Source organism: Actinacidiphila epipremni, assembly GCF_012034175.1.
Taxonomy (GTDB): Bacteria; Actinomycetota; Actinomycetes; order Streptomycetales; family Streptomycetaceae; genus Actinacidiphila; species Actinacidiphila epipremni.
This window is the reverse complement of record NZ_JAATEJ010000012.1, coordinates 88,264-105,418: the sequence shown is the minus strand read 5'-3', so window position 1 is coordinate 105,418 and position 17,155 is coordinate 88,264. Positions and strand designations below refer to the sequence as shown.

The 17,155-nt window shown below is 71.8% G+C and carries 18 protein-coding genes; 8 read left to right on the top strand and 10 right to left on the bottom strand.

The annotated features are described in order from the left end of the window. Positions 1-214 precede the first annotated feature (214 nt). The 3 genes from pta to pyk all read left to right on the top strand — a co-directional run bounded on the left by pta (position 215) and on the right by pyk (position 5,052). Complete coding sequence (pta, locus tag HCN08_RS16950; RefSeq protein ID WP_167983932.1) at positions 215-2,299, top strand: phosphate acetyltransferase; 2,085 nt, start codon at positions 215-217, stop codon at positions 2,297-2,299. An 86-nt stretch (positions 2,300-2,385) separates the two neighbouring features. Continuing rightward, positions 2,386-3,567 (top strand): acetate kinase, encoded by a 1,182-nt coding sequence (locus HCN08_RS16945; RefSeq protein ID WP_167984013.1) that lies wholly within the window; start codon positions 2,386-2,388, stop codon positions 3,565-3,567. A gap of 66 nt (positions 3,568-3,633) precedes the next feature. Then, positions 3,634-5,052 carry a pyruvate kinase gene (gene pyk, locus HCN08_RS16940; RefSeq protein WP_167983931.1) on the top strand — a complete coding sequence of 473 codons (1,419 nt, stop codon included), beginning with the start codon at positions 3,634-3,636 and terminating at the stop codon, positions 5,050-5,052. Between the two features lie 71 nt (positions 5,053-5,123). On the opposite strand, the gene tgmC is transcribed toward pyk, so the two are convergent. From tgmC to HCN08_RS16910, 6 genes are all read right to left on the bottom strand, one after another. Then, on the bottom strand, positions 5,124-6,290 hold the full coding sequence (tgmC, locus tag HCN08_RS16935) for an ATP-grasp peptide maturase system methyltransferase (protein WP_167983930.1): 1,167 nt from the start codon (positions 6,288-6,290) through the stop codon (positions 5,124-5,126). Continuing rightward, positions 6,287-7,243, bottom strand: coding sequence for an ATP-grasp ribosomal peptide maturase (tgmB, locus tag HCN08_RS16930; RefSeq protein ID WP_167984012.1), 957 nt, complete (start codon positions 7,241-7,243; stop codon positions 6,287-6,289). Before tgmB ends, tgmC begins: the two co-directional genes overlap by 4 nt. Before the next feature lie 5 nt (positions 7,244-7,248). Next, positions 7,249-7,497 carry a putative ATP-grasp-modified RiPP gene (gene tgmA, locus HCN08_RS16925; RefSeq protein WP_167983929.1) on the bottom strand — a complete coding sequence of 83 codons (249 nt, stop codon included), beginning with the start codon at positions 7,495-7,497 and terminating at the stop codon, positions 7,249-7,251. 158 nt (positions 7,498-7,655) lie between these two features. After that, positions 7,656-8,891, bottom strand: coding sequence for a helix-turn-helix domain-containing protein (locus HCN08_RS16920; RefSeq protein WP_167983928.1), 1,236 nt, complete (start codon positions 8,889-8,891; stop codon positions 7,656-7,658). A 64-nt stretch (positions 8,892-8,955) separates the two neighbouring features. Continuing rightward, entirely contained in the window at positions 8,956-9,432 is a 477-nt protein-coding gene (locus tag HCN08_RS16915) for an ATP-binding protein (RefSeq protein ID WP_167983927.1), read from the bottom strand. Continuing rightward, the gene (locus tag HCN08_RS16910; RefSeq protein WP_167983926.1) at positions 9,422-9,748 is read right to left on the bottom strand and encodes a hypothetical protein; all 327 of its coding nucleotides are present in this window, start codon (positions 9,746-9,748) and stop codon (positions 9,422-9,424) included. The genes HCN08_RS16915 and HCN08_RS16910 overlap by 11 nt, the downstream gene beginning before the upstream one ends. A 394-nt stretch (positions 9,749-10,142) precedes the next feature. Here HCN08_RS16910 and HCN08_RS16905 point away from each other — a divergent pair, with 394 nt between their 5' ends. The 5 genes from HCN08_RS16905 (at position 10,143) to HCN08_RS16885 (ending at position 12,606) form a co-directional block, all read left to right on the top strand. Continuing rightward, positions 10,143-10,985, top strand: a complete 843-nt coding sequence (locus HCN08_RS16905) for a helix-turn-helix domain-containing protein (protein ID WP_167983925.1) — start codon at positions 10,143-10,145, stop codon at positions 10,983-10,985. Between the two features lie 16 nt (positions 10,986-11,001). Then, entirely contained in the window at positions 11,002-11,205 is a 204-nt protein-coding gene (locus tag HCN08_RS16900) for a DUF397 domain-containing protein (RefSeq protein WP_167983924.1), read from the top strand. 72 nt (positions 11,206-11,277) lie between these two features. Beyond that, positions 11,278-11,496: a DUF397 domain-containing protein gene (locus tag HCN08_RS16895; protein ID WP_167984011.1), complete on the top strand. Its 219-nt coding sequence runs from the start codon at positions 11,278-11,280 to the stop codon at positions 11,494-11,496. A 9-nt stretch (positions 11,497-11,505) separates the two neighbouring features. After that, positions 11,506-11,709 carry a DUF397 domain-containing protein gene (locus HCN08_RS16890; protein ID WP_167983923.1) on the top strand — a complete coding sequence of 68 codons (204 nt, stop codon included), beginning with the start codon at positions 11,506-11,508 and terminating at the stop codon, positions 11,707-11,709. Between the two features lie 69 nt (positions 11,710-11,778). After that, complete coding sequence (locus HCN08_RS16885) at positions 11,779-12,606, top strand: SDR family oxidoreductase (RefSeq protein WP_167983922.1); 828 nt, start codon at positions 11,779-11,781, stop codon at positions 12,604-12,606. Positions 12,607-12,656: 50 nt separating this feature from the next. On the opposite strand, the gene HCN08_RS16880 is transcribed toward HCN08_RS16885, so the two are convergent. The 4 genes from HCN08_RS16880 to HCN08_RS16865 all read right to left on the bottom strand — a co-directional run bounded on the left by HCN08_RS16880 (position 12,657) and on the right by HCN08_RS16865 (position 16,881). Beyond that, positions 12,657-13,970, bottom strand: a complete 1,314-nt coding sequence (locus tag HCN08_RS16880) for a hydrogenase expression protein HypF (RefSeq protein ID WP_167983921.1) — start codon at positions 13,968-13,970, stop codon at positions 12,657-12,659. Next, positions 13,960-14,565, bottom strand: a complete 606-nt coding sequence (locus tag HCN08_RS16875; protein ID WP_167983920.1) for a DUF6114 domain-containing protein — start codon at positions 14,563-14,565, stop codon at positions 13,960-13,962. The genes HCN08_RS16880 and HCN08_RS16875 overlap by 11 nt, the downstream gene beginning before the upstream one ends. A gap of 101 nt (positions 14,566-14,666) precedes the next feature. Further along, positions 14,667-15,293 (bottom strand): DUF6230 family protein, encoded by a 627-nt coding sequence (locus HCN08_RS16870; RefSeq protein WP_167983919.1) that lies wholly within the window; start codon positions 15,291-15,293, stop codon positions 14,667-14,669. Positions 15,294-15,909: 616 nt separating this feature from the next. Next, a complete protein-coding gene (locus HCN08_RS16865) occupies positions 15,910-16,881 on the bottom strand; it encodes a tetratricopeptide repeat protein (RefSeq protein ID WP_167983918.1) in 972 nt (323 codons plus the stop codon). Between the last annotated feature and the right edge of the window lie 274 nt (positions 16,882-17,155).

Sequence of the window (17,155 nt, the reverse complement as noted above, 5' to 3'; positions counted from 1 at the left end):
GTCCGTGCCCGGGTCCGTGCCCGGGACCCGCGGCCCCGCGGGAGGGACCTCGGCGGGCGTCGCGGGGGCGGGCACGTTAGCGTCGGCACGTACGCGGTACAGGGGGTGGGGGGACCGCGGGACCCCCGCCGGGAAGCCCGGCGGGACACAGCGAAACGCACAGGCCGTACAGACGGCACAAACCGCACAGACCGCAGAGAAACGGAGCAACCGGGTGACGCGCAGCGTCTACGTCACGGGGATCGGCCGCGGCGACGGCCGCCAGGTGGTCGAGCTGGGGGTGATGGAGCTGCTGACCCGGCAGGTGGACCGGGTCGGGGTCTACCGGCCGCTGGTGCACGACACCCCGGACCGGATCTACGAGCTGCTGCGCAGCCGCTACCGGCTGGCGCAGGACCCGGCGACGGTCTACGGCATGGGGTACGAGGAGGCCGCCGAGCTCCAGGCCGAGCAGGGCCAGGAGGCGCTGACCGCCCGGCTCGTGGAGGGCTATCTGCGGGTCGCCGCCGACTACGACACCGTGCTGATCCTCGGCTCGGACTTCGCGGAGACCAACCTGCCGGCGGAGCTGGGGGTCAACGCGCGGCTGGCCAACGAGTGCGGCGCCTCGGTGCTGGTGGTGATAGGCGGGCGGGCGCAGAGCGCCGAGTCGGTCGTGGCCGAGGTGCGCAACGCCCACCACGCGTACACCAACCTCGGCTGCGACGTCATCGCGATAGTGGCCAACCGGGTGGAGGCGGCCGAGGCCGGCGAGATCGCCGAGCGGCTGGCCCTCGTGCCGGACGTACCGGTGTACGTGCTGCCCGACGAGCCGGCGCTGGCCGCCCCGACGGTCGCGCAGATCGCCGAGACGCTGGGCGCCGAGGTGCTGCTCGGCGACGACGCGGGCATGGCCAGGGACGCGCTGGACTTCGTCTTCGGCGGCGCGATGCTGCCGACGTTCCTGCCGAAGCTGACGCCCGGCTGCGTGGTGGTCACCCCGGGCGACCGGGCCGACCTGATCGTGGGGGCGCTCGCGGCGCACTCGGCGGGCTCGCCGCCGATCGCCGGGCTGCTGCTGACGCTGGACGAGAGGCCGGGCCCGGACATACTGCGGCTGGCCAACCGGCTGGCGCCGGGCACGCCGCTGCTGGCGGTGTCCACGGGCTCGTTCACCACCGCCGCGGGGCTGTTCACGCTGGACGGCAAGCTGGGCGCGGGCACACCGCGCAAGGCCGAGACGGCGCTGGGGCTGTTCGAGACGCATGTGGACACCGCGGAGCTGACCGACCGGCTGTCGGTGGCGCGTTCGGCGCGGGTGACGCCGATGATGTTCGAGCACGCGCTGCTGGAGCGGGCCCGGGCCGACAAGCGGCGCATCGTGCTGCCCGAGGGCGCCGAGGAGCGCATCCTGCGGGCGGCCGAGGTGCTGCTGCGGCGGGGCGTGTGCGATCTGACGCTGCTGGGCGAGGAGGACGCGGTCCGCAAGAAGGCCGGCGACCTCGGCATCGCGCTGGACGACCCGGGGCTGCAGATCGTCGACCCGCAGACCTCGCCCCTGAGGGATCGTTTCGCCGAGCTGTACGCGCGGCTGCGCGCCCACCGCGGGGTGACGTACGAGCTCGCGTACGACGTCGTCGCGGACGTGTCGTACTTCGGGACGCTGATGGTGCAGGAGGGGCTGGCCGACGGCATGGTGTCGGGCGCGGTGCACTCGACGGCGGCGACGATCCGGCCGGCGTTCGAGATCATCAAGACCCGGCCGGGCGCGAAGATCGTCTCGTCGGTGTTCTTCATGTGCCTGTCGGACAAGGTGCTCGTCTACGGCGACTGCGCGGTCAACCCGGACCCGGACGCCGAGCAGCTGGCCGACATCGCGATCCAGGCGGCGGCGACCGCGGCGCGCTTCGACGTGGAGCCGCGGGTGGCGATGCTGTCGTACTCCACCGGCACCTCCGGGACCGGCGCGGACGTCGACAAGGTCCGTACCGCCACCGAGCTGGTGCGCAAGCTGCGCCCGGAGCTGCTGGTGGAGGGGCCGATCCAGTACGACGCGGCGGTCGTGCCGTCGGTCGCGGCGACGAAGATGCCGGGCTCGCTGGTGGCGGGGCAGGCGACGGTGCTGGTCTTCCCGGACCTCAACACCGGCAACAACACGTACAAGGCCGTGCAGCGCTCGGCGGGCGCGGTCGCGGTCGGGCCGGTGCTCCAGGGGCTGCGCAAGCCGGTCAACGACCTGTCGCGCGGGGCGCTGGTGCAGGACATCGTCAACACGGTCGCGATCACCGCGATCCAGGCGCAGCAGGGGGACGAGCAGTGAGCGGCGGCAACGGTACGGGCTCCGGTGGCGGGGCGGGGCGCTCGGCGGCGGGCGCGGCGGCGGGCTCGGCGGCGGACGGCTCCGCGGTGGGCGCGGCGACGTGGGTGCTGGTGCTGAACTCCGGGTCGTCGTCGCTGAAGTACCAGCTCATCGACATGGCGGGGGCGGATGCCGACGGGGGCGCCGAGCGGCTGGCGTCCGGGATCGTGGAGCGGATCGGGGAGCCCGGCGGGGTCGCCGACCACGGCGAGGCGCTGCGGCGGGCGGCGGGCGAGCTGAAGGAGCAGGGCCTCGGGCTGGACTCGCCGCGGCTCGCGGCGGTCGGCCACCGGGTCGTGCACGGCGGCACGCGCTTCACCGAGCCGACGCTGATCACCGACGACGTCCTGGCCGGCATCGAGGACCTGGTGCCGCTCGCGCCGCTGCACAACCCGGCGAACATCACCGGCATCAAGGTCGCCCGCGAGCTGCGCCCCGACCTGCCGCAGGTCGCGGTCTTCGACACCGCCTTCCACGCCACGCTCCCGGAGGCCGCGGCCCGCTACGCGATCGACACCGCGACCGCCGACCGGTACGGCATCCGCCGCTACGGCTTCCACGGCACCTCGCACGCGTACGTCTCCCGGGCGACGGCGAAGCTGCTGGGCCGCGACCCGGCGGACGTCAACGTCATCGTGCTGCACCTGGGCAACGGCGCCTCGGCGTCCGCGGTGCGCGGCGGGGTGTGCGTGGACACCTCGATGGGCCTGACCCCGCTGGAGGGCCTGGTGATGGGCACCCGCTCCGGCGACCTGGACCCGGCGGTGGTCTTCCACCTGGAGCGGGTCGCCGGGATGAGCACCGACGACATCGACCGGCTACTCAACAAGCGCTCCGGGCTGCTGGGCCTGTGCGGCGACAACGACATGCGGGAGATCGGCCGCCGTATGGCGGAGGGCGACAAGGCCGCCCAACTGGCCTTCGACGTCTACGTGCACCGGCTGCGGCGCTATGTCGGGGCGTTCAGCGCGGTGCTGGGGCGGGTGGACGCGATCACCTTCACGGCGGGCGTGGGCGAGAACTCCGCGGCGGTGCGGGGGGCGGCTTTGGCCGGACTTCACAATCTGGGTGTCACTATGGACCCGGTGCGCAACGCCGTGCGGGGCCATGCGCCCCGCCTGGTGTCGGCCGACGACTCCCGGGTGGCCGTCGCGGTGGTCCCCACCGACGAGGAGCTGGAGATCGCCCGCGATACTTACGCACTGGCGGCGGCCCCGCAGGACGGCTGACCGCAGCACAGCCACGCGAAGCCCCAGGAATATTCCGGAGCGGAACAAACCGATAGGATAGCGCCCATGCGCCGAGCCAAGATCGTCTGTACCCTGGGTCCCGCCGTCGACTCCTACGACCAGTTGAAGACACTGGTGGAGGCCGGCATGAACGTGGCCCGACTCAACTTCAGCCACGGCAGCCACGCCGAGCACGAGGGCCGCTACACGCGGGTGCGCAAGGTGGCCGAGGAGACCGGCAGGGCCGTGGGCATCCTCGCGGACCTCCAGGGCCCGAAGATCCGCCTGGCGACCTTCGCCGACGGACCCGTGGAGCTGGTCGCGGGCGACGAGTTCACCATCACCACCGAGGACGTCCCGGGCGACCGCACCATCTGCGGCACGACGTACAAGGGCCTGCCCGCGGATGTCTCGCAGGGCGACCCGATCCTCATCAACGACGGCAACGTGGCGCTGCGCGTCATCGAGGTGGACGGCCCGCGGGTGCGCTCGCTGGTCGTCGAGGGCGGCGTCATCTCCGACCACAAGGGCATCAACCTGCCCGGCGCGGCGGTCAACGTCCCGGCGCTGTCCGAGAAGGACATCGAGGACCTGCGCTTCGCGCTGCGGATGGGCGTCGACATGATCGCGCTGTCGTTCGTGCGTGACGCCAAGGACGTGCGCGACGTGCACCGGGTGATGGACGAGGAGGGCCGCCGGGTCCCGGTCATCGCCAAGGTGGAGAAGCCGCAGGCGGTGCGCAACATGGAGGACGTCGTCATGGCGTTCGACGCCGTGATGGTGGCGCGCGGCGACCTGGCCGTCGAGTACCCGCTGGAGCAGGTGCCGGTGGTGCAGAAGCGGCTGGTGGAGCTGTGCCGGCGCAACGCCAAGCCGGTCATCGTCGCCACGCAGATGATGGAGTCGATGATCACCAACTCCCGCCCGACGCGGGCGGAGGCGTCCGACGTCGCCAACGCGATCCTGGACGGCGCGGACGCGGTCATGCTCTCCGCGGAGTCCTCGGTCGGCAAGTACCCGGTCGAGACGGTCAAGACGATGGCCCGCATCGTCGAGGCGGCCGAGGAGGAGCTGCTCGGCCGCGGCCTCCAGCCGCTGGCCCCCGGCAAGAAGCCCCGCACGCAGGGCGGCGCGGTCGCCCGCGCGGCGGCCGAACTCGCCGACTTCCTCGACGCGAAGACCCTGGTGGCCTTCACCAAGTCCGGCGACACCGCCCGCCGGCTGGCCCGCTACCGCGTCCCCGAGCCCGTCGTCGCCTACACCACCGACCCCTCGACCCGTAACCAGCTCGCCCTGACCTGGGGCGTCGAGGCGTTCGTGGTCGAGCATGTGGAGACCACGGACGACATGGTCAAGATCGTCGACCGCGAGATGCTCAAGCACTCCGACTACACGGACGGCGACACGGTCATCATCACGGCCGGCTCCCCTCCCGGCGTCCCCGGCACCACCAACCTCGTCCGCGTCCACCACCTCGGCGCGTAGCCTCTCCTTCCCACGACGGCCCGCGCCCCCTCTGCGGGGGTACGCGGGCCGTCCGCCTGCTCCCGCACCCGTCAGCCCACCTGGTGCTCCCACCGCATGGCGAGCCGCCCTTCGAGCCAGTACGTGTGCGCGCGGGGCGTGATGCGCAGCCGTACCGTCTCGATGCCGGGCCGGCCGGTTTCCTGCCACCCGGCAAGCGCTTCCTCGACCCGGTCCCAGAGTGCGACAGGCCCGCCCTGCCTCACGGTCCATCCACCGGGGCCGGCGCGGAGGTGGGCGAAGGACTCCCGCTCGGTGTCGAAGAGGTAGCTCTGCTCACCGTCCTCGCCCAGAGCCTTGACGAATTGCGCGCCGGGGACGGCGAGTTGGGCGAGCAAGGCCGGCATCCACTCCTCCAGCACCCGCGGGTCGATCGGAGTGACCCGCTCGGAGTCCGGGTAGGCGGCGCGGGCCGAGAGGTCCCCGGCGGGCGGGACGGCGGCCTGCGAGCGGGCCGGCATGAAGGACGCCCGGCGGATGATCCGCCCTTCGGCGCTGCCGTCCTCCCCCACCGTCACCCGGGCGAGCCCGGTCCCGTACGCCCACGAGCCCACGGTGGCCAGGATCGTGCCGCCGGGCCTGGTCTGCCGGACCCAGGCGTAGGGGATCCGGCGGACGGCACAGGTGGCGATCACCTTGTCGTACGGCGCCCGGAGCGGGTGCCCGAGCAGGCCGTCGCCAATGACGGTCCAGGTCGAGTAGCCCACCGCCTCCAGCGCGGCGTCCGCCCGGGCGGCGACGTCCGGATCGACCTCGACGCTGGTGACCTGGTCCTCTCCCAGCCGGTGGCACAGCAGCGCCGTCGAGTACCCCGTCCCCGTCCCCACCTCCAGCACGCGCTGCCCGTCCCGTACGTCCAGCGCCTCGACCATGCCGACGACGGTGCTCGGCACGGTGGAGGACGACGTCGGAATCCCCCGGACCGGCTCGCCGACCCGGTCGGCGGTCAGGTGCCCGTCGAGCTGGGTGACCAGCGACTCGTCCCGGTAGGCGATCTCCACCCACGCCTCATCCCCGACGCTCCCCGGCGTGACCGGCCGCCACCACCCGCCCTCTTCGGGCAGAAAAACCCCGGCCGCCAGAAACCGCTCCCGCGGCACCGCCTCGACCGCCGCCCGCCAGCCACGGCTCCGCAACTCCCCGCTCACCGTCAACCGCTCCGCGAGCGCCCGCCGCTCGGCCTCTGTATCGCGGGTCATGATCCTCCCTGCGCGAGAAACTCAGCGAATGCGGCGGCCAACGGGAGGCCGGTCTCGTCCTCCAACCACCCCCACTGACCGTTGGGATTCAGCTCGAGCCAATGGTGGTCACCCGCACGGTCGACGGCGATGTCGAAGCTGCCCGACGTGAGGTGGAAGTCCTCCAGGTACTCCACGAGAGCCCTGGCCAGCCGATCGGGCAGGTCCACCGCACGGTAGGTGAGCGCGCTGTAGTCCTTGCGCCAGTCCAGCAGGTCCGAGTCGATCCGCACCGCGAACACCCGCGACCCGATGACCACCACGCGCAGGTCCGCGACCTTGTCCACGCGCGCCTGGAAAAGGTGCGGCACCACCGTGACCGACTCGTCCAGATCCTCCGCGGCAACCGCCTCGGTCCACGTCGTCAGCCCCGTCTCGCCTCGCCGGTACGGCGTCCACCGCAGAACCTTGTACACCACCGCATCATGGGACGCGACGAACTGCCGTATCTCGGCGAGGTCGTTGGAGACCAGGGTCGGCGGCACTCTCAGCCCCAGGCGCTGGGCAGCGGCGAGTTGCAGCGGTTTGTGCTCGGCTGCCAGATTCCGCAGCGGGTGGTTGACGTACCGGCATCCCGGCAGCGAATACAGCACCCCGCCGAGACCGTGCCGCACCTGGGCGACCGCGAAACGGGCGTCCGGCTCGTCCAGGTACCCGAAGTCGGGCCAGGTCGGACGCCGCCAGTACAGCGCGCGGATATTCCCCAGCTCGGCGGTCCTCGATGCGGTGCGGAGCTGCCCGTCCGCAGGTGCCGGGCCGGTGCCGAACCGGGCGGTGACGGCCAAGTCCTGCCCGATGTCGGCGGGATTGAACCTGATGACAGGCACACCGCGCCGGTTGAGTGCGGTGATGACCGCGTCGGCGGTCGGGTCGTCCGCCTCGGTGGCGACCGCGACCGGGCCCTTCGTCGTCATCGCCATCAGTCCTGGGTGCTGTCCTGGTCGTGGTCGGAGTCGTTGCGCGAGTCCAGGTTGGTCGACTGCGGGTTCGTCTCGGTGCCCTTGCTCGTGCCGTGCTTCCCCATCTCGACCACCAGGCCGCCGGCGTCGCGGAACACGCCGAGTTGGGTGGCCGGGTCGATCTCCACGGTGGCGAACGGCTGGACGGTCGTTCGCGGGTACGGTCGCATCCGGCCGATGGCCCACGGGCGTGCCGCGGTCTGCTGCATGGGTGCTCCTCCTGGATCAACCGGCGGGCTGGGCCAGCCGCACCGAAGAACTCTCCGTCAGCAAATCGCGTAGCACGCACAAAAGGAAGAGCACTACGCGCGATCGGGGAATTACTTCGGGTGATGTGACGCACCACGCGTCACTTCGGACCCGGCCGCTACCCGGGCAGGTTCATGTGCCGGGCGAGCGGGGCCAGACCGGGCAGCCTGCGGGACCCCTTGCGTTCCTGGAGCCGGCGTACCAGCTCCCGGGCATAGACCTGGTGGCGCATCCACTCCGGCGCCATAGCCTGCACGCGGCCGAGTGCCCGGACCGCCTCCGCGTCCTGGCCCCGCCAGGTGTGGGCCTGTGCGACGTCGAGGAGGTGACGGCCCCGGGCGACCGGCGGGATACATCTGGTCGGCGGCACGTTCCGGGCCAGCCGCAGGGCCTCGGCCGGCTCCTGCTCGGATATGGCCAGCTCGACCCCGAGCATCGTCACCAGGGACGGGCCGAAGGCGGCGTGGTGTGCGCCGTTGGCAAGGTCCGTGGTGTCGGTGCTCACCACCGCCGTGCACCGGCGGGCTGCTTCCAGCAGTTCGTGGGCGGTGCCATGGTCATCCATCCGTGCGGCGGCGGTCATCGCCGACAGCGTCAGGCGCCCGTACATCCGCACTGCGTGGTAGTCCCCGCGGCTGATAAGGGGATCGAGTTGCCGGGCGGCCCGGGTGGCCACCGTTGCCACCAGGTCGTTCTCCTGCTGGCGCAGCAGGATCCACGCAAGGGCGTTCCAGGCACCCGCGACCAGCACCGGATCATCCGCGTGCTGCGCGGCCGACAGGGACTTCTCCACCGCCGTACGGGCCAGGTCGTCCTGTCCGAGATGGGCCGCCCCCCAGGCAGCGGCCTGATAGCCGCGAGCAAGCGCGGCGCGGGCCGCTCGGCGGTCGGCACCGCGCAGGTCCTCGACGGCCCGACGGGCAGCGGAGAGGAAAGCAGGCAGCGCTGCGACCATCTCCGACAAGGCGCCGTCCCAATACCTCCGCCAGGCGTCCTCGACCTCGGTGTGAAGGTCTGTCAGGGACAGGGCGCCGCGCTCCTGCTCCGCCAACTGCGGGCCGGGCAGGCCCTCCAGAGGGTGGACAGCACGCCGAAGCGCCCGGATCGCTGCCTGCGGTGGGGCGTCGTCCCGATGCAAGGTCTGGCGCTGACCGAGCAGCACCGAGGGTTTCACGTCGAGGGTCCGGGCCAGCTTGGTGAGCGTGCCCATCAGCGCGGTCGTACGGGCGTTGCGCTCCAGACCCCGGATCGTCGGAAGCCCGACCCCGGACCTGGTGGCCAACTCGACCTGCGTGAGTCCGGCCTGCCGACGCAACCGTGCCAGGTTCTCGCCGATCGTGGGTTCTTCGCTCACCGCAGGCTCCCCGTACTGGACTCCCGTTCCGGGACGGTACCCGGAACGGGCGCCCGGCATCGCGTCAGCCACGAGGCACCGCGCTTCCAGGGAGGGGTCCGGCATGCTCGGACCCGGCGAGGGCGAGTTCGGCCCAGGTGGATTTGCCGCCGGTGGGGGTGGGGGTGGTGTTCCAGCGGGTGGAGAGGGCGGCGACGAGGAAGAGGCCGCGGCCGGTCTCGGCGTCGGTGGGGGCGGTGCGGAGGGTGGGGTGTCCGGGGGCGGTGTCCTCGACGCAGATGCGCAGGACGTGGGCGGTCGCGCGGAGTTCGACGGTCACGAGGGGCGCGTCGCGCAGGTCGGCGTGCGGTGGGGCGGGGTGCGGGGTGGCCTTCACCGCGTTGGTGACAAGCTCGCTCATCACGAGTTCCGCGGTGTCGCGGTGGGGGTCGAGGCCCCATGCCGCCAGCGTCCGGCGGAGAAAGGAGCGGGCGGCGGCGGGTGTGCTCAGCAGCGCCGGAAGCGTGGTGCGCGCGAGGCGGAGCGACGGCTCACTGCTCACGGCGGCCCTCCGCGGCGGCGGGCCCCACGGCACGTACCGTCACGGGCTTGCTCACGTACGAGACGCAGCCCTCGATCTTCGCGGCGAGTTCCTCGCGCATGAACTCGGCGATCACACGGTCGTGGTGGAAGTGCTCGGCGCTCGGCACAAGGACGTTGACGATGCCCTCCGACCGGCAGCAGCTGATCAGCTCCGCCCAGATCCCCAGCCGGGCGCCGGGGCGTTGCTCGAACTGGACGCAGGCGACGGCGAGTTCCCGCAGAGCGGCGAACGCGACTAACTCCGTGAGCACACGGTGGACTGCCGCTTCGTCCATGCCGGGCAGTCTCCGCAAGTAGACAGCGGCGGCAAGGGGATCGGTGCGTACGGGCCGGCTGTGCACGGCGCCTCCTTGAGGTGTGCAGGTGGTCGTCCCATGAGCCTCGCTACGTAGAGCAGCGCTGCGCCACTCTGCGTAGCCGGTCGTGGGTACACGTCCGCCGCGCCGGAACCCGAAGGCATGACGCGGCAGCGCTCCGGTACGTGGCTGGAACCAGCCCGTGCCATGCTTGCGCATGCCCAGCATGCCTCCGCCGATGCGGATTATGCAAGGCATGCATTTGATGACCGTGCGAACGCAACACGACTTGCCGACACGGGTGACTGTCGGTCAAACTCGCCTGGATCCGCACGGCAAACGAAGGGTCGAGCCAGTGCCCACGAAGCGGCAGATGCCGACGATCCGCCTTCGCCGGTTGTCCGGCGAACTGCGTCGGCTGCGGGACGCAAGCCAGTTGACCAGGGAGGACGTTGCCCAGCGCACGGGCATCAACGAGGCGACGCTGTACCGCCTGGAGACGGCCCGCGTCCGCCCCCAGCGGCGCACGCTGATGGGGCTCCTCGACCTGTACGGCGTGCAGGACCCGCAGCGCTCGGAGATCTTGGCGCTTTCCAAGCAGGCGGACGAGCAAGGGTGGCTACGGCCGTATCACGCCGATCTGCCCGACGAATACACTGCCTACATCAGCTTTGAGGCCGAGGGACGCAGTGTCCGCAACTACGAGTCCTCCTTCGTCCCCGGCCTGCTCCAGACCGAGGAGTACGCGCGGGCCGTCATTCGGGGCGTGCTCCCGACAGCCACCGCCAAGGAGGTTGACCAACGGGTACGAGCACGCGTTGAACGGCGTCACGTTCTGACGAAGGAACACCCCCTCGAACTGTGGGCCATCGTCGACGAGGCGGCCTTGCACCGGCTGGTCGGCGGAGCGGAGATCATGACGGCGCAGCTTCGGGCCCTGCTCGACATGACCGAGCAGCCGCACGTGACCCTCCAGGTGATTCCCTTCGGCGTCGGTGCCCATCCGGGGATGCCCGGCAGCTTCGTACTGATCGATTTCCCTGCGACCGAGGACCCCGCGGTCGTGTACAACGAAAGCATGGCCGGTGACCTGTTCCTCGAAGCAGAGGCTGACATCCGGCGGTACGAGCAGATCTTCGACCACCTGCGGGCCATGGCGCAGAGTCCTGACGACTCCCGCGCCCTGATCGGCGCGCTGGCACACGAGATCACGTGAAAGGAGTTCCCACCGGATGGAAATTGACCTGACGTCAGTTGAGTGGCGGACGTCGTCGTACAGCGGCGGCAACGGCCAGTGCGTGGAGGTCGCCTCAGCGGCTGAGGCCGTGGCAATACGCGATAGCAAGGACCGCGAGGGGCCTGCCCTCACGTTCACCGCCGAGGCGTGGGGCGCGTTCATCCTCGGCGTCCGGGCCGGCGAACTCGCCGAGGCGTAGGCGCACCGGCGAGCGCGTCCCCTCGTCACGGGCGCTCATCATGGACGCCCTCAAGGAGATGGGTTGAACAAGGTGAAGCCTTACCTGGAATCCGCGGCCGAAGCCGGCCTGGAATGGACCAAGTCCTCCTACTCGGGCCACAACGGCAACTGCGTGGAGGTGGCCCCGCACGACCACCGCATAGCCACCCGCGACAGCAAGAACCCGACCGGCCCCGCCCTCCTCTTCACCCCCGCCGCCTGGTCCGCCTTCGTCGACGCGGTCGCCGCAGGCGAGTTCGACCAGGCGTAAGGGGGCGAGGTGAGGGGCGGCCCGGCGTCCGTTCAATGGCGGACGTCGTCGTACAGCGGCGGCAACGGCCAGTGCGTCGAGGTCGGCGCGGCAACGGCCTCGGTAGCGGTGCGCGACAGCAAGGACCGCGAGGGGCCTGCCCTCGTGTTCACCGCCGAGGCGTGGGGCGCGTTCGTCCTCGGCGTCCGGGCCGGCGAACTCGCCGAGGCGTAGGCGCACCGGCGAGCACGTCCCCTCGTCACGGGCGCTCATCATGGACGCCCTCAAGGAACGGTGTGGCGCATGACCATCCTGATCGTCGGGGGCAGTGGGTTTCTGGGGGCCGAGTTGGTCCGGCGGGCCAGAGCGGCAGGGCACGCGGTGGTTGCGACGTATGCGAGTGGGCCCGGGGCTGCGGGGCCCGACGGGTGGCGGCGGCTGGATCTGCGGGACGCGGGGGGTGTGGATGACGTCATGGCCGAGGTGAGGCCGCGGGTGGTGGTCAACGCGTCGAGTGGGCGTGAGGATTCGGCGGTTACGGCGGCGGGGCCCGTTCAGCTCGCGATGGTGGCGGTGCGGCAGGGGGCCGGCCTGGTCCATGTGTCCTCAGACGCCGTGTTCTCCGGGCGCCGGGGACGCTACGACGAGTCCGCCCCGCCGGATCCTGTCACCCCGTACGGCGCGGCCAAGGCTGCCGCGGAGACCGGGGTGCTCGCCGTCCACCCGAAGGCCGTCGTCGCCCGGCCGTCGCTGATCATCGGTCACGGGCGTTCCCGGCACGAGCAGCACGTGCGCGACCTTGCCTCCGGCGTTGCCGAGGGCGCCTTGTACACCGACGACATCCGCTGCCCCGTGCACGTCGACGACCTCGCGGCTGCCCTGCTGGAGCTGGCGGCCGGCGACGCCGCGGGCGTGCACCATCTCGCGGGGCCCGACGCTGTGAGCCGTTACGAACTGGGCGTCCTCATCGCCCGGCGCGACGGTCTCGACGCCTCGCGTCTTCCCGTGGCCCTGCGGGCCGAGAGCGGCCGGCCCGGAGCCCTCGACGTGCGCCTGGACAGCCGGGCGACCCGGCAGCGGCTGCGCACCACGCTGCGCGGCGCCCGGCAGTTCCTGCGGCCCGGGGGCTGACACAGGTCCGCCCGCCCCCGGGCAACGGAGGCGGGCGGCTGGGGTGGAGGTCAGGAGGGTTGGCCCGGGAGGACCTTCATGCCGGGGACGGTGAGGTCGCCGCCGAATTGGGCGGCCTGGATGACCGTGACGTCGGTGAAGAAGAGGACCGGGAGGGTCAGGGGGGGTGGGGCCTTCGGGGTGAAGGTGATGGGGACGACGCCGAGGAGGTTGCCGCTCAGGGACTCCGTGTACATCGTCACCGTGCCGTTGCGGAAGGTGGACGTCGAGCCGGAGCGGGCGGTGACGTGGGTCTTCGTGCCGTTCGGGCCGTTGACGATCTGGTGCAGGTCACCGATGTCGATACCGGTCGCGGTGAACTTCAGCACGTCCTTCACGCCGCCGCTGTACGTCTTGACCTGCACGATGCCGTCGTACTTCAGGCCGTACAGCGTCAGCAGCGAGCTCTTGAGCACCCACGGGTCGTCGGGCAGCAGCGGTATGCCCTGCTCGGTCTGCGCGTCGGCGAGCGCCTTCGCGTCGTAGGTCGGGCAGGGGTAGCCCTCCGCCCCGCTCCCCGACGCGGCGGGCTTGTCCGCGGGCTTCGCCGACTTCACGTCCTTGGACGTCTTCTTCGCCGCGTCCGTCGTCTTCTTCGTCGTGTCCTTGACCGTGCCCGTGACGTCCTGCACGGTCTTCGTCACGCCGTCGACCGTCGACGTCACCGGGTCCGAGGGCTTGGTCGTCGGGGTGGCGGACGGCGTGGGCGGCGTGGGCGTCGCGGACGGCGACGGCGAGGTGGTGGTGGTGGAGGAGGACGAGCCGGTGAGGCCGCCGAGCAGCCCGCCCAGCAGGCCGCCGAGGCCCAGCGGGTCCGAAGGGTTCGAGGACGTGGCCGAACCGGAGCCCGAACTCGCGCTGGGGCTCGGGCTCGCCGCCGGCGCGGTCGTCGGGTCCGCCGGCTTCGGCTGCGACTTCGCCTTGGCGGTGCCCTCCGGAGACGGGGACGTCGTCGGCTTAGGCGCGGAAGAGCCGTCGTCCCCCTTCGCGCCGGCGCTCGGGCTCGTCGTCGGCTTCGGCGTCGCCTTGCCGCCGGAGCCGGAGCTGGACCCGGAGCCGGTCGACGTGGGCGTCGGCGTCTCGGACTGCGTCACGCACGGGCCCGGCGTGTACGGGCTCTTGGGCAGCTCGTCGGCCTGCGCCAGGTGCGGGGTCAGGCCCATGCCCATCAGCACCGCGGTCGGCATCGCGGCCAGCGCCACCGCCTTGCCCAGCGGCATGTGCAGCTTGGTCAGCAGCGGCTTGCGCGGCGCCGCGTGCCGCGGTCCGGACGTCGCCCTGCCGGGTCCCTCGCTCTCCGCCGGCTGAGCCTCGTCACCCAGCACGGTGCCTCCCGTTCTCCTCGGTGGTCTCTTCGTCGGCCCCTACGCCGGCGTGCACCGGCTCGGGCGGTGTGAACGGGTCCGCGGGCACGGCGGGCACGGCGGCGTCAGCACCCGAGCCGGAATCGGAGCCGGCTTCGTCGCCCGACGCCCCGGGGTCGCCGCCCGGCAGCTCCGCCTTCTCCCCCGGCGCGTCGGGAAGGCTCTTGCCCGGCACCCACGCGACGGCCATGGCCCCGCCGACGAGCGCCAGCAGGAAGCCGATGACGATGCCGCCGAAGTTGGCCACCGGGATCGACACCAGGCCGAGCAGGATCGCCGCGACGCCGGAGAAGATCCGTACCGCGCTCTGGAACCACATCGTCAGGCCCAGCACGGCCAGCAGCACGCCGATGATGAGCGCGCCGGCGCCCGCGGTGGTCGCCATGCGTACGGTCAACTGGCCGAAGGTCACGTTGTTGTACGGGATGTACCCGATGGGGAACCCGGCGAGCATGGTCAGCAGCCCGGCCCAGAAGGGGCGTCCCCACCGCCAGTGCCGGAAGGCGATACGGCCGCGGTTCAGCTGGGCGACAGCCCCTGTCGACTCGGCACTCATGGAAAACAGCTCCCTGGAACTGGCGTTACGTGAAGAAGGTGGCCGGGGCCATGGGCGAGCCGCGCCCCGCACGGCTCGCCCGACGGCGGCTCAGGCCGGGCTCAGAAGCACTCGACCCCGGAACCGGAGCCCAGGTGCACCTTGAGGCTCAGGCCCGCGAGCGTGAAGGTGCCCGCGCTGGTGGCCCAGGCCGTCTGCTGGACGTTGTCCAGGTCGGCCGACTTCGCCGTCTGGGCGAACGAACCCGGGTCGGTGAGGTCCTTGTCCTTGATGCCCGGGCCCGGCTGGCCCTTCGCGCCCGCCGCGACACCGATGTTGATGTCGTTGAACGTGGCGTTGGCGTCGAGCTGGTCGAGGTCGATGTAGAGGTTGTGGGCCGTGACGGCCTTGCTCCCCTTACCCGCCTCCAGCCGCAGCGTCACATCGCCGATCGGCGTCGGGATGACGACCGACTGGCACAGCCCGTGGATGGTGGCGTCGGTGAACGCCGACACCGCCACCGGCACGTACTTGCCGTCCTGCTTGACGTCCAGCGCCCCGTACTGCTCGAAGCCGTCACCGTGCAGGGTGTCGGCCCGGACCTTGAACTGCTGGCCCGACACGCTGAACGACGCCGCGAGCGCCCCCTGTGCGATGGCCACGCCTATCGCGGCGGTGGCGGCCACGCTCGGCACCATGACGACGGCGAACCGGCGCCATCTGGTACCGCCACGAACGTGCGATTCCATGTTTCCTCCTTCTCGGACGTACATCTCCGGCCGGGAAGTGGATCCAGGCCTGGTGATGGGAGAAGTGCTACGTCCTCGGAAGGGGAGCGCCGGGCCGGGCGGCGCCGTCCAGCCCACGGGGAAGCCCCGGCGGGCAGTCCGGACGGCGGTGTCCGTGACGTCGGCGATCACCCCCGAGCGACAACCACTGGCCACGCTCTCGCGCAACCTGCTGGACAGGCTCCATCCGGTTCCATCCGGCGGACGGAGACCCCCCTGTCCCGGAGGGCGCGGCGGCTGCCGCGCGCTCCCGCTCGGCGGGGACCCGTGGGCCGAGGGCCCCGGCTGGCTGCCGGGCACCGGCTACGGACCGAGCTTGGCCGATCGTGGTCCATTCGGGGCCGACGCACAAGGGGCTCATTACTAGCGAGTAACGGATGCGTGTCGCACGTCCGTCGGCCACCCGGCGGATTCTCACACCGGGTAGCGGAAACAGGGCCGGTGAACTCCGGCATATATGACGATGTGCCGACACATCGGTGCCGACATATCACGAGGGGTGACGGCGACCACCCATTGTCACGGTTTGATAAAGAGCGGTCGCCGTATCGCTAAATCACCGAGCAAATGCCCACGCTCAGAACAGCACCCGCGCCAGCTTCGTCCGCGCGGCCACCACCCGCGGGTCGTCGGGGCCGACGACCTCGAACAGCTCCAGCAGCCGCACCCGCGCCGCGTCCCGGTCCTCGCCCGCCGTCCGGCGCACGACGTCGACCAACCGCCCGAAGGCGTCCTCGACATGACCGCCGACCAGGTCCAGGTCGGCCGCGGCGAGCTGCGCGGCCACGTCGCCGGGCGCGGCGGCGGCAGCGGCCCGGGCGGCCTGCGGGTCGGCGCCCTCCACGCGCTGCAGCAGCTCGGCCTGGGCGAGCCCGATCTTCGCCTCGACGTTGGCCGGTTCGTCGGCCAGCACGTTGCGGTACGCCTGGATCGCGCCCGGCAGGTCGCCGGCGTCCAGCGCGTCGTGCGCGGCGCCCAGCGCCAGCTCCTGCGGGGTGGCCGGGCGCGGCGGCGCGGCCTCGGCCGGCTCGGCGGCGGCGCCGGGGTCCACCTCGGGGCCGACGATGCCGAAGCGCTCCTCGGCGACGGCGACGAGCTGGTCGAGCACCTGGGCGATCTGGTCCTCGGGCGCCAGGCCCTGGAAGAGCGGCATGGCCTGCCCGGCGAGCACCGCGAAGACCGCCGGCACGCCCTGCACCCCGAACTGCTGGAAGAGCATCTGGTTGGCGTAGACCTCGGCGGTGGCCAGTACGAACCGGCCGCGGTACTGGCCGGCCAGCCGCTCCAGCACCGTGTTGAGCTGCTTGCTCTGCTCGGCCTGGTCGGCCCAGAAGCTGATGACGACCGGGACCTCGGCGGAGCGCTGCAGGACATCGCTCTCGAAGGTCGCCTCGGTCACCTCGATGACGAGCGGGGAAGCGGGGGCGGCGGAGGCGCCGGCGTCCTGCCGCTGCGCCCTGGCCTGTTCGGCCTTCGCCTTGGCCTCGTTGGCCGCCTTCACCGCGGCGAGGTCGACCACGCCGCTCATGGACATGTTCCGTGGCTGCATGAGGCAATCCTCCCCCCTCCCGGACCCGAACGTGCGCAGACCCGGGATCGGGCCAGGCTCCCCGCCGGTTCGCGAGGCCCCGACCACCCGGTCGTGTGGTGCCGTGCCGCGTCGCCGCGACATGTGTGCGGTGGTACGGATCCCCATCCGTACGAGCGTGGTTGCCGCCGGAACCGCGTGTGCGGAACACCCGCGCCGAGGCGGCGGGGTCTTTCGCTACGACCCGTAGCGTAACTGCACGGGGATCTTCGGCGCGGCACCGGCCGGTGTGAGA

Bases quoted from the DNA above. Each gene is read 5' to 3' on its own strand.
- tgmC (WP_167983930.1), bottom strand. From the start codon at position 6,290: ATGACCCGCGATACAGAGGCCGAGCGGCGGGCGCTCGCGGAGCGGTTG.
- HCN08_RS16870 (WP_167983919.1), bottom strand. From the start codon at position 15,293: ATGGAATCGCACGTTCGTGGCGGTACCAGATGGCGCCGGTTCGCCGTC.
- pyk (WP_167983931.1), top strand. From the start codon at position 3,634: ATGCGCCGAGCCAAGATCGTCTGTACCCTGGGTCCCGCCGTCGACTCC.
- HCN08_RS16900 (WP_167983924.1), top strand. From the start codon at position 11,002: ATGGAAATTGACCTGACGTCAGTTGAGTGGCGGACGTCGTCGTACAGC.
- tgmA (WP_167983929.1), bottom strand. From the start codon at position 7,497: ATGCAGCAGACCGCGGCACGCCCGTGGGCCATCGGCCGGATGCGACCG.
- HCN08_RS16905 (WP_167983925.1), top strand. From the start codon at position 10,143: ATGCCGACGATCCGCCTTCGCCGGTTGTCCGGCGAACTGCGTCGGCTG.
- tgmB (WP_167984012.1), bottom strand. From the start codon at position 7,243: ATGACGACGAAGGGCCCGGTCGCGGTCGCCACCGAGGCGGACGACCCG.
- HCN08_RS16875 (WP_167983920.1), bottom strand. From the start codon at position 14,565: ATGAGTGCCGAGTCGACAGGGGCTGTCGCCCAGCTGAACCGCGGCCGT.
- HCN08_RS16910 (WP_167983926.1), bottom strand. From the start codon at position 9,748: ATGGACGAAGCGGCAGTCCACCGTGTGCTCACGGAGTTAGTCGCGTTC.
- HCN08_RS16885 (WP_167983922.1), top strand. From the start codon at position 11,779: ATGACCATCCTGATCGTCGGGGGCAGTGGGTTTCTGGGGGCCGAGTTG.
- HCN08_RS16865 (WP_167983918.1), bottom strand. From the start codon at position 16,881: ATGCAGCCACGGAACATGTCCATGAGCGGCGTGGTCGACCTCGCCGCG.